Annotated in this window: 11 protein-coding genes; all 11 read right to left on the minus strand. The window is 37.7% G+C overall.

Translation table 11 applies throughout. The features are described 5' to 3' along the window. Positions 1-44: 44 nt before the first annotated feature. Entirely contained in the window at positions 45-1,658 is a 1,614-nt protein-coding gene (locus WMO14_RS03795) for an MBL fold metallo-hydrolase RNA specificity domain-containing protein (protein ID WP_055174098.1), read from the minus strand. A 102-nt stretch (positions 1,659-1,760) separates the two neighbouring features. Next, complete coding sequence (locus WMO14_RS03800; protein WP_055174097.1) at positions 1,761-3,191, minus strand: GDSL-type esterase/lipase family protein; 1,431 nt, start codon at positions 3,189-3,191, stop codon at positions 1,761-1,763. A 25-nt stretch (positions 3,192-3,216) separates the two neighbouring features. Beyond that, positions 3,217-5,802 (minus strand): NYN domain-containing protein, encoded by a 2,586-nt coding sequence (locus tag WMO14_RS03805; protein ID WP_439655289.1) that lies wholly within the window; start codon positions 5,800-5,802, stop codon positions 3,217-3,219. A gap of 37 nt (positions 5,803-5,839) precedes the next feature. Further along, the gene (gene aguB, locus WMO14_RS03810) at positions 5,840-6,706 is read right to left on the minus strand and encodes an N-carbamoylputrescine amidase (RefSeq protein ID WP_055306168.1); all 867 of its coding nucleotides are present in this window, start codon (positions 6,704-6,706) and stop codon (positions 5,840-5,842) included. 127 nt (positions 6,707-6,833) lie between these two features. Further along, on the minus strand, positions 6,834-7,949 hold the full coding sequence (gene aguA / locus WMO14_RS03815; protein ID WP_242854099.1) for an agmatine deiminase: 1,116 nt from the start codon (positions 7,947-7,949) through the stop codon (positions 6,834-6,836). A 38-nt stretch (positions 7,950-7,987) separates the two neighbouring features. Continuing rightward, positions 7,988-9,205 (minus strand): carboxynorspermidine decarboxylase, encoded by a 1,218-nt coding sequence (gene nspC / locus WMO14_RS03820; RefSeq protein WP_055306170.1) that lies wholly within the window; start codon positions 9,203-9,205, stop codon positions 7,988-7,990. Positions 9,206-9,220: 15 nt separating this feature from the next. After that, a complete protein-coding gene (locus WMO14_RS03825; RefSeq protein WP_055306171.1) occupies positions 9,221-10,480 on the minus strand; it encodes a saccharopine dehydrogenase family protein in 1,260 nt (419 codons plus the stop codon). Between the two features lie 76 nt (positions 10,481-10,556). Continuing rightward, the gene (speE, locus tag WMO14_RS03830; RefSeq protein WP_055174093.1) at positions 10,557-11,423 is read right to left on the minus strand and encodes a polyamine aminopropyltransferase; all 867 of its coding nucleotides are present in this window, start codon (positions 11,421-11,423) and stop codon (positions 10,557-10,559) included. A 58-nt stretch (positions 11,424-11,481) separates the two neighbouring features. Continuing rightward, a complete protein-coding gene (locus WMO14_RS03835; RefSeq protein ID WP_055306334.1) occupies positions 11,482-12,927 on the minus strand; it encodes an aminotransferase class V-fold PLP-dependent enzyme in 1,446 nt (481 codons plus the stop codon). Between the two features lie 608 nt (positions 12,928-13,535). Then, positions 13,536-14,123 carry a ribonuclease H1 domain-containing protein gene (locus WMO14_RS03840; RefSeq protein WP_349153304.1) on the minus strand — a complete coding sequence of 196 codons (588 nt, stop codon included), beginning with the start codon at positions 14,121-14,123 and terminating at the stop codon, positions 13,536-13,538. 23 nt (positions 14,124-14,146) lie between these two features. Continuing rightward, a complete protein-coding gene (locus tag WMO14_RS03845) occupies positions 14,147-15,430 on the minus strand; it encodes a homoserine dehydrogenase (protein WP_022502611.1) in 1,284 nt (427 codons plus the stop codon). Positions 15,431-15,515 lie beyond the last annotated feature (85 nt).

The following is a 15,515-nucleotide window of genomic DNA, read 5'->3' on the forward strand; positions in this document are numbered from 1 at the left end:
TTACTATTATTATATTTATAATTATTTCATCTTAAATTATTCTCTTATCTGTCCCATTTATCGCAAAGTGAATTAATCTGGTCTGTAAACTTCGCAAGATCCTTATTCGCACCGCCCTCATTGTGTGCAATAACACTCATAAGTCTCTTACCAGCCGCAACAAGCCTGTCAAATACGCTCTTATTACGCTTATTAACTGTTGTTCTTCTGCTCTTCTTCTCCTTATTGCCCTCAGCAATCATCTGTCCTGTAATCAGGTCAAATGAAGTGCCGGTATATGGAGCATACGCATCAAAACCATATTCTTCTTTAAGACATTGTGTAAATTCTTCACACACACTGTCCTCACCGTGTACAACGAATACCTTTCTTGGCTTATTGGTAAATGCATTCACCCAATGAATCAGACCGTCTTTATCAGCGTGTCCGCTTGAACCCGGAAGCTGTGCAATCTCTGCTTTTACCTGAATTGGCTCACCAAATAACTTAATCTCGTCAATTCCGTCAACAATAATTCGTCCTGTTGTACCATTGGCCTGATAACCTACAAAAAGTATCGTACACTCTGGTCTCCACAGATTGTGCTTTAAATGATGTCTTATTCGTCCGGCCTCACACATACCAGATGCTGATATGATTACCTTAGGATTAGTATCAAAATTAATCATCTTGGACTCTTCACTTGATATGGCATATTTAAGCCCCGGAAAAGATAAAGGATTAATCCCCTGTCTTACAAGTTCAATCGCATCTTCATCAAAGCACTGCTCTACATTCTTACTAAACACCTCTGTAGCTTCAATTGCAAGAGGGCTGTCGACATACACATCAAAATCCCTGTCCATAAGTCCATCCGCTTTTATCTTTCTTATATGATATAAAAGCTCCTGTGTTCTTCCAACCGCAAATGATGGTATAACAACATTACCGCCTCTGTCAAATGTACGCTTGAATACTTTGACAAGCTCAGCCACATAATCAGGTGTTCCATTATGACTTCTGTTGCCATAAGTTGACTCCATAACAACATAATCTGCATCTGCAACTGTTGCAGGGTCCTTGGTTATCGGCTTATGAACATTGCCTATATCTCCAGAGAATACAAGCTTTCTTTCAACCCTGCCCTCTGGTGTATCTTCTGATGCCCATACTTCAATACTGGCAGAACCAAGCAGATGTCCTACATCTCTTAATCTTATGCTCACATTATCATCAATCTTTACAATCTTCTCATATTCAAGACCAACGAACTGCTTCATAACCTCATATACTGCTTTTGCATCATATAATGGAATAAATTCCTTTAAAGTGCCATTAGAACGCTTAGCCTTTCTGTTACGCCACTCAGCTTCAAACATCTGTATATGTGCACTATCTCTTAACATTATGTCACATAGCTGTACTGTCGCCTCTGTACAGTATATCTTTCCCCTGAAACCATTCACATAAAGAAGTGGAATAAGTCCTGAATGGTCAATATGTGCGTGGGTAAGAAGCACATAATCAACATCACACGCTGGAATTGGAAGCTCCTGATTCTCATACACATCATTGCCCTGCTCCATTCCGCAATCAATTAAAATGTTCTTGTCTGCCACCTGTAGATAATGGCAGCTTCCTGTCACCTCGTGATCTGCTCCTAAAAATGTTATTCTCATAAGCATACCCCCAGTCCAATATTCAATTAACACAATCCTGTTTAATATATGAAACACAGCCTTCTTCTATGTTCTATATTTTGTTAGATTTATTATAACATTTTATTCATTCTTTGTATATTTAATATTAGAAAATATAACATCTGCATTTCTTGATACGAACATTCCTACATATACATGAGCCGGGTCAATTGCAGTAAGCTTAAAATCATATCCGCCTGTAATAACATCACCCTTTCCAAACTTAGCCGCATATCCGTCAGAAGAAGATGAAAGCATAAGCTCATACTCCCCACCTTCTTTTATAACCTCATTCGTATCTTTTCCAAGCACAAGCTGTCCGCTTCGTCTTGCAAATGTAGCTGTCGCCTTCTCACCCTTTGTTATAAATAATGGTGCGGCGGCAACATAATCTCCTAATATGTCAGGCATATTCTTATCAATATAGCAGTCATCTCTTACCATAAGCCCAAAAGATACCTGGTCATTAGCAAATATTTTATTAACCTTAACTGTTGCTGTAAGAGTAAAATGCTCTGTTATATCAACTTTTTTATAATACATAGCAATGCCGTCTGTTACAGCAGATATCTTGCCTCTGTTATTTCTGACAGCTATGTTCATATCTCCATTAGCATCTGTTCCAAGAGTAAAGTCTGTATCATCAACTTCTCCTAATACATCACCAAATACAGCCGCCTTGTACTCTCCATAATCCTTAAACAATCTGCTGTCTGGAAGCTTATCGCTGAATACAACTGGAACATAATCTTTATTAGATACAAGAAACTTTTCTTTATAATCTAATGGGTTGTTATCAATGTTCACAACATTTTCCGACAGACCACTTATATTAAGTTCTTTCACTGCTGACATTATCATATAAGCATTAACCCTTGCTCCCCATATGTTAGTATGTGTATTATCAACGCTCAGCTTATTATTAGATGGCCACGCATGAAGATATATTGTATTATCAGATCCTAACTTTTCATATTCATCCCTGGTAAGCTGTGTCATATCTATAACCGGAACGCCAACGGCTTTTCCTAATTCTCTTACTGCAAGTGCATAATCTCCGCCTTTATACTGTGCAACGTCCTGTGTAATATGAAGTTCTGTGGCTTTCCATTCGCCAGATGCACTTCTTCTTACAATAGGAGTACAAAGTATAGGATAACAGCCTGCATTCCTTGCTTTCCTGATATAATTAACATATAAAGTATTAGCAAATGTTCCTTCTGTCATATAGTCACCAACAGGACTTGTATATCTTTCCTTCTCTGTCTTTTCATCATTGTGTCCAAAACCTATTAAAAGATAATCACCCTGCTTCATTCCATTAATAAGCGTATTATATTCAGGCTCTGAAAGATAACTCTTACTGCTTCTGCCAGATAATGCAATGTTGACAACCTTGACATTATCATTAAGGTACTTATCAAGCATTGTTCCATAACCATATCTTGGATAGTAGTATTTATCCTCAAAACTGCTTACTGTTGAATCTCCTATAACCCATAATGTACTCATAATCCATAACCTCGATTTCCATTAATTAATATGTCCTGTTAAGGTAATCGCTGCGGATATGCTCCTCCATAGCTTTTACCTCTTTCTCAAATTCTCTTGCTGAATACAAAAGACAGCCTGCTCCACGGATAATAACCTGCTCAAGTCCATCTGATGTAGCAACTGTTATATTATATTTCTTTCCATTCTCATGTGCAAACTTTTCTATATAATGGTCTGCCGTTTCTGCCTCTTTCGTGTATACAACGTGAATATTATGATAGTCCATATATTCTTCATGATGTCCTGATACCCTGTAAGCATCAAATACAACGATAAGCTCACACTTCTTCATACCCTGATAATTGCACATTATATCAAGAAGCTTATCCCTTGCACTGTCCATATTAATTCTTGACAATTCCTCAAGCTCGCTCCACGCGTGTATTATATTATAGCCGTCTACAAGAAGATACGATATTGAATTTGTCTGCTTCTTAGACTGCGAAGCTTTATACTGTCCATTATTATAGCTTCCACTGCCAGAGGCTGTTACATATCTTCCCATTTCATCAGAGGCTTTTCTTTTAGACATCTTACGTCTTTCATTATCACCCCTGCTGTTAGCAAAGTACGTCTGTGCCAGTATTCTGTCAACTTCATCTGTTCCAATCCATTCATCAGATACCGTTCTTGCTGCTTCTTTTGGTGTGAGAACTACATTTTCATTAGTTCCCACTGGATTAAGCACGCTGTCAACGTGTGCATAATCTTTGACTTCATACCAAGGCACATTAAAACCTGAACCGTGCGCACAGAATACTGAATCTGCTGGATTTCTTGTATCTCTCTCGGCTTCATATCCGATTTGTTCAATAACCTCATCTGTATTATGACAAGGTCTGTAGCCAGACATTTTAAGTCTTAATACTCCCTTTCCCCTAGTGTACGCATTAACCTCTGCCTGATAGTTACCAACAGTGGCAACAGGACCAGCACCCTTTATTACTGCTTCATCACCATTATCGTTAATCTCAAACTGTGCACCCATTCTCTCAAAGTCAGTCATAGCCCTGCCTATATACTGTCTGTCAAGTATTAGAGTGAATTCATAAAATGGCTCAAGCAGTACACTCTCTGCCTGCATAAGTCCATTTCTTACTGCCCTGTATGTAGCCTGCCTGAAATCTCCGCCCTCTGTATGCTTGTTATGTGCTCTGCCTGCAACAACCGTTATCTTAACATCAGTAAGTGCTGAACCTGTAAGCACACCCTTATGTGTCTTTTCGCACAGATGTGTATATATAAGCCTCTGCCAGTTCTTGGCAAGCATATCATCACTACAATCAAGCTCATACTGCATACCGCTCCCAGCTTCACCCGGCTCTAATATAAGATGCACCTCCGCATAATGTCTTAAAGGCTCAAAATGTCCGATTCCTTCAACTTTATCAGCTATGGTTTCCTTGTATACAATGCTTCCTTCAGAAAATGTCACATCACAATCGAAACGTTCTTTAATAATATTCTGAAGGACTTCTATCATAACAGGTCCCATAACCTGCACATGTATTTCTTTAAAGCTCTCATTCCATTCAATGTGAAGCTGTGGTTCTTCCTCCTCAATCATCTTAAGTTTAGGAAGCATCATAAGCGGGTCTGTTCCTGCTGGAAGATTAATCTTATAATTAAGCACAGGGGATAACACCGGTGCATTATCATTATTCTCCCTGCCTAATGCCTGTCCTGCATAGGTGCCCTCCAGCCCTGTTATTGCACATATACTTCCACATACAGCTTCATTTACCGAAGTATACTTCTCACCTGAATATATTCTGATCTGGTTAATCTTCTCACCATTAATAAGCTGTTTAGCTTTAAGGCTTCCGCCTGTAACCTTAATGTGTGTAAGCCTTTCACCCCTGTCATCTCTTGATATTTTATATACTCTTGCTGACATATCCGACTGCTTATCATCACCATTTTCAGATACCTCACAATATTTATTCATAATATCAAGAAGTCTGTCCACTCCATCAAGTCTTAATGCAGAGCCGAATATTACAGGAAATACTTCTCTTTGGCTTATCATATTTCCTATAAGCTTATCATCAACAATGCCTTCATCTAACACCTGCTCTAATGCTTCTTCATTGCACACAGCAAGCTCTTCATAATCAAGCCTGTCAAAATCCACACATCCTGATGATAACTTATTCTTTAATTGTTCTAATATTCTATGCCTGTCTGTTCCCTGCTGGTCCATTTTATTGACAAATATAAACACAGGGACTTTTAATCTCTTTAAAAGTCCCCAAAGTGTCTCTGTATGTCCCTGAACCCCATCCATTCCGTTAATAACAAGAACAGCATAATCAAGCACCCAGAGCGTTCTCTCCATCTCTGCCGAAAAATCAACGTGTCCGGGTGTATCAAGCAATGTAACATCTAAATCTTTGTAGGTAAATACTGCCTGCTTGGAAAATATCGTTATTCCACGCTGTCTTTCATAATCATTATTATCAAGAAACGCATCTTTGTTATCTACTCTTCCAAGCTTTCTTATAGCTCCCGATGTATACAATATGCTCTCAGATAATGTTGTCTTACCTGCATCAACGTGGGCAAGCATACCTATAACAAGTTTCTTCACTACGTTTATCTCCAATTCAGTTATATATTTCCGGTCTTCTATCTCTGAATAATCCCCACGATAATCTGTCTGTCATATATTCATCTAAATCAAACTGTGCAACAAGTACTTCTTCTGTATCTCTTCCTGCTTCACATATGACTTCACCTGTATTATCTGTTATAAATGATGAACCATAGAACTTGAGTGAACTTTTCTGTCCACCATTTGCCTCGCAAGGGTCTACTGTTTCTATTCCAATTCTGTTAGCTGCCACCACAGGAACAAGATTACAGCCGGCGTGTCCCTGCATACACCTTCTCCAATGAGGCATACTGTCACATTCAAGTATAGGCTCACTTCCTATAGCTGTAGGATAGAATAATATCTCTGCACCCTTTACCGCTAATGCTCTTGCCGTTTCAGGGAACCACTGATCCCAGCATATTCCTATACCTATATTGCCAAACCTTGTATTAAACACCTTAAATCCTGTATTACCCGGCGTAAAATAGAATTTCTCCTGATAGTAATGGTCATCTGGAATATGTGTCTTTCTGTATATTCCAAGATTGCTTCCATCAGCATCAATAACCGTAACTGTATTATACAACACATTTATGTTTTTTTCATAAAAACTTACAATTATAACAACTCCAAGTTCCTTAGCAGTCTGTGTAAAATGCTGGACAGCATCATTTTCTTGTACGCTTTTGGCATAGGCGTAATATTCATATCTTCTCTCCTGACAGAAATACTGTCTTTCAAATAATTCTGGCAGAAGAATTATATTAGCTCCCTTTTTTACTGCTTCTCTTGTCATTTCATCAGCTTTTTTTATATTATCGCCGACATTATTACTGCACCGCATCTGAATTGCCGCAGCTTTTACTTTTCTGCTCATATTACCTCATTTCCGTGTCTGTCACACTAAAACCAATCTATAACCTATTACGCTTTGACTTCTTTTTATACCTTAATTGTGCCAGCAGCACTAATCTGTAACATATATACCACTTTAATATATCCTGTTATTGCGGTATCTGCTGTGTAATACAATGTATATTGCCTCCACCAACAATTATATCTCTTGCATACACACCAATAACCTCATACTCTGGCATAAGATTCTGAATAAGATCTACTGCCTGCTTATCTTTAACATCGCCAAACTGTGGAACAAGCACAATATCATTGGCTATATAGAAGTTAGCATAACTGGCCGCAAGCCGCTCTCCCGCTTCACGCATATCTTCTCCTGCTTCAAACACAAGACCCTTTAAATCATTATCAGTTATGCACACTGGGACATCCGGTATATGCAGTTTATGAACATTAAACTTACGTCCTCTGGCATCAGTTTCTCTTTCAAGCACCTTCATATCAGCCAAAGACATTGCATATTGAGGATCTTCCTCATTATCCGTCCACGCAAGAACTACATTAGCTGGTGAGGTAAATGCACACACATTATCAACGTGTTCATTAGTTTCATCATTATATATTCCATATGGAATCCATATAATTTTCTTTGCCCCCAGATATTTCTTAAGATTATGCTCAATCTGTTCCCTGCCCATATCTGGATTTCTTCCCTTACTTAAAAGACAGCTGTCAGTTACTATAACCGTACCTTCACCATCACTGTGTATAGAACCTCCCTCAAGCACAAACGGATTGGCATCATAGCAATCATATCCTGTCATATTACAGAATTGCAGAGCTGCTTTATCGTCCTTTTCCCAATTCTTGTAAAGTCCGTCATAATCGCCACCCCACGCATTGAATTTCCAGTTAATCCCACGTACATCACCTGTATGTCCGTTTTTTACAAACGTGGGACATACATCTCTTGCCCACGCATCATCTGTTTCGATGCAGACTACTTCAATATTCCAGGCAGCTTTAATATCTTCACTGGCTTTATTACATTCTCCTGTTACAGCGTCTTTTATTTTCATAAATCTTGCTTCTGCCTGTGCATAGTGCTTCTCATCTGCTAATATATACACTTTTTCGTGTCTGGATATTATATGTGCAATATCCACAAATACATTCTGTGCAGCTACAGCATTATAAGGCCACGAGCCTGTCCTTACAGGCCATATCATAATTGTAGCCTTGTGCCTGTCATATTCTGCCGGCATATAATAGCCATCTTCTATAGGTGTAGTATCTGTTATTCTCACGAAAGCCTCCACTTAAAATCTTCATAACCAAATTCTTTAATAACACGCACTTCTTTATCTTTCATTACCGCTATAGCTGGAAGTGGTATTCCATTAAATGTATTATTCTTTACCATTGAGTATATCGCCATATCCTCAAATACAAGCCTGTCCCCTATATTAATCTTACTGTCAAACTTATAATCACCTATAATATCTCCTGCAAGACAGGTATATGAAGACAGCCTGTATACATTTTCTCTGTATTCTTTTTTATCTTTATACTTCCTAATATCTTCATTTTCCTGAATATCTTTACCAGCAGTAACATCTTTATATTCTTTGATATTTTTAATTATCTGTGCCCCCCGAAGTGGTGGTGTATATGGCATTTCGAGGACATCTGGCATATGGCACGCGGCAGAAGCATCAAGTATAAGCGTTTCGATTCCATTATCAACCTTATCTAACACCTCTGTAACAAGATAACCGGCATTAAGAGCAACAGCCTCGCCCGGCTCTAAATACACCTGTACATTATATTCACTCTTTATGTGATTAACGCAGCCAATAAGTGTATCTATATCATAATCTTTTCTTGTTATATGATGTCCACCGCCCATATTAATCCACTTCATATTCTTCATAATATGCCCGAATTTATCTTCAACTGCTTTAAGTGTAATTGCAAGTGCATCTGAATTCTGCTCACAGAGAGTATGAAAATGAAGTCCCTCAACTCCATTAAGAACTTCCTCATCTGCCTTGTTTAACATATCAATAGTTACTCCAAGCCTTGAACCATACGCACAAGGGTCATATATTGCATTATCACCCTGCGTAGATATTTCCGGATTAATTCTAAGTCCTATGCTGATACCGCTTCTTATACATTTTTCCTTATAACGCATAAGCTGCCCTATGGAATTAAATATTATATGGTCACATATTTTTACAAGTTCATCTATATCCTTTTCTTTGTAAGCAGGAGCATAGACGTGATTTTCTTTATTCATCTCTTCCCTGCCAAGCCTTGCCTCATACAATCCACTTGCTGTTGTGCCACTTATGTATCTGCCAATTAACGGATATTCATAAAATGCTGAAAATGCTTTCTGTGCAAGCAATATTTTACATCCTGTTTTGTCTTCAACATATTTTAAAATTTCAAGATTATGAACCAGAATATTCTCATCTATAATATATGCTGGTGTTGTAATATCATCTATTGTCATCAACTCTTATATCCTCTATTCTACAAGCTGTGGATTTTCCTCAACTACCCAAGGAAGTCCCCATTTATTAAGTGCTTCCATATATGGATCAGGATCAAATTCTTCCACATTGTATACACCTGCTTTATTCCACATTCCTGTGACAACCATCATTGTTCCTATCATTGCAGGAACTCCTGTTGTATATGATATTGCCTGTGATTCAACTTCCCTGTAACATTCCTGATGGTCACATACATTATAAATATATATTGTCTTTTCTTTTCCATCTTTTCTTCCCCTGAATATACAGCCAATGTTAGTCTTTCCTACTGTTCTTTCTCCAAGTGTAGCAGGATCTGGAAGAAGTTCTTTTAAGAGCTGTATAGGAACAACTTCAACACCATTGACTTTTACAGGGTCAGTTCTTAACATTCCAACATTCTCAAGACATTTCATATGTGTAAGGTAGCTCTGTCCAAATGTCATAAAAAATCTTATTCTTTTAACTCCCGGAATGTTTTTAGCAAGCGATTCTATCTCCTCGTGATGTAAAAGATACATATCCTTCATTCCAACCTGTGGGAAATCATATTCTCTCTTTATAGACATAGCTGGTACTTCTACCCAGTGTCCATCTTCCCAATATGAGCCAGGTGCTGATACTTCTCTTAAATTAATCTCAGGATTAAAATTAGTCGCAAACGGATAGCCGTGATCTCCGCCGTTGCAGTCAAGAATATCAATTGTGTCTATTTCATCAAAGTAGTGCTTAAGTGCATATGCTGAAAATACACTTGTTACACCAGGATCAAAGCCCGTTCCTAAAAGTCCCATTATTCCAGCTTCTTCAAATTGCTTCTTATAATTCCACTGCCAAGAATAATCAAAATAAGCTGAAAAACCTTCTTCCTTACATCTTTTTTCATATATAGCTCTCCACTCAGGATCTTCGGTATCTTCTGCTTCATAGTTAGCAGTATCAATATAATGCACCTTTGTCTTAAGGCAGGCATCCATTATTGTTAAATCCTGATATGGAAGTGCAAGGTTAAGCACTGCCTCTGGTTTATAGCTTTCAATAAGCTTCACAAGTTCTTCTACATTATCTGCATCAACCTTTGCTGTTGTAATTACTGTCTTTGTATCAGGCTGTAATTTATCCTTTAAAGCATCACATTTGCTCTTAGTCCTGCTTGCTATACATATCTCTGTAAATACTTCACTGTTCTGACAGCACTTGTTAATTGCCACTGTTGCAACTCCACCACAACCTATTATTAATACTCTGCTCATAATTATCCTCCATTCTTTAAGCCCTGTTTATTAATTATCTTAACGCTTTCTTTTTAAACACTGTCTATTACTCTTTTCAGGCTTTCTTCTCATTTTCTTCTTCTTCAAGCATCTGCTCTACATAACCCGGAAGCATAAATGCTCCCCTGTGAAGATTAGTTGTATAATATCTTGTCTTTATACCTAACTTCTTCCATTCCTCCGGTCTGAAATCATCAAGCGGATGATATTTCTTGGAAGCAAATCCAAACAGCCAATAGCCTGATGAACAAGTTGGTATATGTGCCTGATATACACGGCTTACAGGAAATGCCTGATATGCCTTTCTGTGCATTTTCACACATTCATCTTTATCTTCTGAATAAAACGGACTTCCATGCTGATATACCATAATGCCATCACTTTTAAGTGCTTTATAACAGCTTCCATAAAATTCTTTGGTGAATAAACCTTCTGTATATCCAAATGGATCTGTCGCATCATTAATTATCAGGTCATAATCACCCGTCTTATTTCTTAAAAATCTTAATGCATCCTGAATATACACATTAACCCTGTCATCATCCAGTCCACAGGTAAGCTCAGGAAAATGCTTTCTACATACTTCAACAAGCATTTCATCCGGTTCAACAACATCTATTCTTTCTATACATTTATAATTGATAAGTTCTCTTGCAACTCCACCATCGGCTCCACCAATTATTAATACATTCTTTACATCAGGGTGGACTGCCATCGGAATATGGGTTACCATCTCATCATATATAAACTCGTCTTTTTCAGAAAATAGTATCTCTCCGTCTAATGCAAGAAATTTACCAAATTCATCTGAAACAAGCACATCAATCCTCTGACAGTCACTCTCCACCGAACACAATTGTTCTTCTATTCTCATTGAAAGCTTCACATTGCTTGTATGAAGCTCTGAAAACCACATCTCCATATTAAATAATCCTCATTTCCTGTATATACTTTCATATGGCTCTTCCACAATTATCTGTCTATACCAGAACCTTTAATTTATTAACGCTCTTGTCTTCTGTTCCCTGCATTGAACAGCCTTTTTCTTTAACATACAGAATATACTGTATAATCTCGTCTGTAATCATCTCTCCCGGTGCTAATATCGGAATTCCCGGAGGATAACACATAACAAATTCTCCTGATATTCTTCCCTCAGTCTTCTCAACCGGCAGGGATTCCTTGGCAGAATAGAAAGCTTCCTGAGGTGATCTGGCTACTATTGGACTTATGAATTCTCCGCTTAACATTCCAGTACTGTCTTTTTTATATATTCTGGCTATATCTGCCAGAGCTCCGACAAGTCTTTCTATATCCTGTAATCTGTCTCCGATAGATATATAAGCAAGGATATTGCTTACATCTCCGAATTCTATCTGGATATCATATTCATCTCTTAACAGATCATATACTTCAATTCCAGCAAGTCCCAATCCAAGCGTATGAACTGACAATTTAGTGACATCATAATCATATACGCTTGTTCCATTAACAAGTTCTTTTCCATACGCATAGTATCCGCCTATTTCATTAATCTCCCTGCGTGCATATTCTGCCATATCCATTACCTTTGCAAATGACTCTTCACCCCTTAAGGCAAGATTTCTTCTTGAAATATCAAGACTGGCAAGCAAAAGATATGAACCACTTGTCGTCTGCGTAAGATTGATAATCTGTCTGACATAATCAGCATTAACACCTTTATTCGTAAGAAGTATCGAACTTTGTGTTAAAGAACCACCCGATTTGTGCATAGATACTGCCGCCATATCAGCCCCTGCTGCCATAGCAGAAACTGGTAATTGCGGCTGGAAATATAAATGTGTTCCGTGTGCCTCATCAGCTAACACTTTCATTCCGTGTTCGTGTGCCAGCTTCACTATTGAACATATATCAGAGCATATTCCATAATATGTAGGGTTATTTACAAGCACTGCAACCGCATCAGGATTTTCTTTTACAGCTTTTCGTACTGACTCCAGATTCATACCAAGTGAAATACCAAGCTGATGATTAACCTCCGGATTAACATATACAGGAATTGCACCGCATAACACTAAAGCATTAATGGCACTTTTATGCACATTCCTTGGAAGTATTATTTTATCTCCTCTCTTACAATTCGATAATATCATCGCCTGCACAGCAGATGTCGTTCCACCTACCATAAGAAATGCGTTCTCTGCACCAAATGCCCTGGCCGCTAATTCTTCTGCATCCCTTATAACTGATACCGGATGACACAGATTATCTAATGGCTTCATAGAATTAACATCTATTCCAACACATTTTTCTCCTAATAATTCCACTAATTCAGGATTGCCCCTTCCTCTTTTATGACCCGGAACATCAAATGGTACTACTCTTTTTCTTCTAAGCTTTTCCAGTGCTTCATATACTGGTGCTCTTGTCTGATCATTAGACATCTCCCTTACCTCACATACATTAAAAATAATTTCTTTAAGCACTGCCAGAAAATTTCCATAATTATGTAAAATCTTATAATTAAACTTCATAAACAGTGCAGTTTTTCTTAATCACACAAAGCTTCCTAAATTACACAAAAAAGGTGGCAGTGCTTACACACTTACCACCTTATTAGTCATAATATAATATCAACATCATTACATTAAAATATATCTGTAACTATACAATATAATGTCATAATATATACGAAATCAGCGAATATATTTCATAGACGACTTGTCTATGTCATACAAATATGCGTCACTCTTTATTGACCGTTTCACAAGATGATGTGCTTGGCACAGATTATAAAGTAATCAACTTAAAAAACAGAGCTTAATGCTCAATCAATAATAATAATGTGGTTCTACCACACCGGCAACCGACCCGCCTGTCCGTTAGGCTTAACTTTATCCTGATATGCTGTATAACTACTGCACACCTAAGATACAAGTGGTCATATTTGTATGAAATCATATACTTCCTGACTCACACGAATAAATAATATCATATATTAATGTTATATGTCAATTATTATCTGACAATCTTTTGTCTATCTTTTATCTATTTATAATATTCCTACAGCTTTCTTAGCCAGCCTGTCGGCTTCCTCATTACCTTCAACACTTGAATGTCCCTTAACTTTAACAAAATTAATGGCTATCTTATCTTTTACTGACTGCATATAATCATAATAAGCTATAGTACCTTTCTTATTACGCTTCCACTCTCCAAGTGCCCACGCTCTTATTCCCATATAATCAAAATATATGTCTACACTTTTAACGCCAAGTTCTATTGCTTTCTCTACTGCCGCCATACTTCCAAGAATTTCACCGGCTACATTACGCATTGAAGCCATTTCACTATCACTGCCACTTCCTGTAATGATATATTTTTCATTATTATATACAAGAAATCCGCCATATCCATAGACACCCGTTACTATATTAAAAGAACCATCAACATACGCATAGCTCTCACTCTGGACATCATTATTCTTAAGCCTGCCAATATATTCAAGAGCTTCCTGTTCAGTTGTAAAGCTTTTATATTCAGCTCCGGCATATTGGAACACCTGACTTTTACATTCATCCCATGTTCTATATATTCCTGTATTTCTGCCTTTTCTTACTGCATAATATTTAGCCGCCATTATCAACTGCCTTTCTGTTAATCTTAATACACTCTTATAACACCAGCTATATTCTTAACTGCTGAAAGTCCCTTAAATACAGCCATAGCATCATTAAAGTTCTTCTCAAGAACTTCTGCTGTTATAATAACAAGTTCAGCAACTCCGTCTTTGCCGCTCTTCTGAACTACCTGTGCTATGCTTACACCGCTGTTACCAAGAACGCTTGCAATATTGGCAAGAACGCCCTGCTTGTCTGCAACTTCAAGTCTTAAGAAGAATTTGCTCTTAGTATCTGTTATATCCTTCACTTCAAGATTCTTATAACAGCAACAGCCAATTCTTCCGCAGGAATCGTGTACTATATTTCTGCATACATCAATTATATCACCTACAACTGCACTGGCAGTCGGCATCTGTCCTGCACCTCGTCCCATAAACATTGCATCATCCATAGCCTTACCGTGTACAAATACAGCATTAAAAGCATCATTAACATTTGCAAGAGGATGATTATTAGGTATGAGCATTGGGTGAACCTTTACTTCAATTCCGTCCTCTGTATTCTTGGCAACACCTAAAAGCTTGATTACATAGCCAAATTCCTTGGCATACTTAATATCATCTGCGGAAATCTTAGTAATACCTTCTGTGTATACATCAGCAAATGTTACTCTTGAGTTAAATGCAATAGAAGCCATAATAGCTATCTTTCTTCCTGCATCGTATCCTTCCACATCTGCTGTCGGGTCTGCTTCTGCATAACCTAACTCTGTAGCCTTTGCCAAAGCTTCCTTGTAGTCCATTCCACTCTCTGTCATCTTAGTAAGAATATAATTAGTCGTACCATTAACAATACCCATAATCTCTGTGATATGGTTACCAGTCATACTCTGCTTTAATGGTCTGATAATTGGTATTGCACCAGCTACAGCCGCCTCAAACTGAAGGTCTGCTCCTGCTTTATTAGCCGCATTGCCAACTTCCTCTCCATACTCAGCAATAAGATCCTTATTAGCTGTAACAACCTGCCTGCCAGCCTTAAGCGCCTCAAGAACATAATCCTTAGCTGGATGAATTCCACCCATAAGCTCAACAACAATGCTGATATCCTTGTCATTAATTATATCTTCCCACTTATCTGTAAGAATTTCATCTGGAATACCTTCTCTTTTCTTAGATAAATTTCTTACAAGAACCTTCTTAATAACAAGTGTTGCTCCTGTCTTATGCTTTATCTCATCACTCATAGCCTCACATAATTTGTATGTTCCAAGTCCTACTGTTCCTGCTCCAAGTATAGCTGCGTATATTACTTTATCCGACATTTTAATTATTTCCTCCATATTTTTACATTTATAAGGCCTGGCTGCCGCCACAGCAATATAATTTCATTATAATAATTCATTAATA

Source organism: Lachnospira rogosae (ex Hitch et al. 2025) (genome assembly GCF_040096455.1).
GTDB classification, from domain to species: domain Bacteria; phylum Bacillota; class Clostridia; order Lachnospirales; family Lachnospiraceae; genus Lachnospira; species Lachnospira rogosae.

Excerpts from the sequence above, each read along its gene's own strand:
- WMO14_RS03795 (WP_055174098.1), bottom strand. The coding sequence starts at position 1,658 with ATGAGAATAACATTTTTAGGAGCAGATCACGAGGTGACAGGAAGCTGC.
- WMO14_RS03800 (WP_055174097.1), bottom strand. The coding sequence starts at position 3,191 with ATGAGTACATTATGGGTTATAGGAGATTCAACAGTAAGCAGTTTTGAG.
- WMO14_RS03805 (WP_439655289.1), bottom strand. The coding sequence starts at position 5,802 with ATGCTTGCCCACGTTGATGCAGGTAAGACAACATTATCTGAGAGCATA.
- aguB (WP_055306168.1), bottom strand. The coding sequence starts at position 6,706 with ATGAGCAGAAAAGTAAAAGCTGCGGCAATTCAGATGCGGTGCAGTAAT.
- aguA (WP_242854099.1), bottom strand. The coding sequence starts at position 7,949 with ATGCCGGCAGAATATGACAGGCACAAGGCTACAATTATGATATGGCCT.
- nspC (WP_055306170.1), bottom strand. The coding sequence starts at position 9,205 with ATGACAATAGATGATATTACAACACCAGCATATATTATAGATGAGAAT.
- WMO14_RS03825 (WP_055306171.1), bottom strand. The coding sequence starts at position 10,480 with ATGAGCAGAGTATTAATAATAGGTTGTGGTGGAGTTGCAACAGTGGCA.
- speE (WP_055174093.1), bottom strand. The coding sequence starts at position 11,423 with ATGGAGATGTGGTTTTCAGAGCTTCATACAAGCAATGTGAAGCTTTCA.
- WMO14_RS03835 (WP_055306334.1), bottom strand. The coding sequence starts at position 12,927 with ATGTCTAATGATCAGACAAGAGCACCAGTATATGAAGCACTGGAAAAG.
- WMO14_RS03840 (WP_349153304.1), bottom strand. The coding sequence starts at position 14,123 with ATGGCGGCTAAATATTATGCAGTAAGAAAAGGCAGAAATACAGGAATA.
- WMO14_RS03845 (WP_022502611.1), bottom strand. The coding sequence starts at position 15,430 with ATGTCGGATAAAGTAATATACGCAGCTATACTTGGAGCAGGAACAGTA.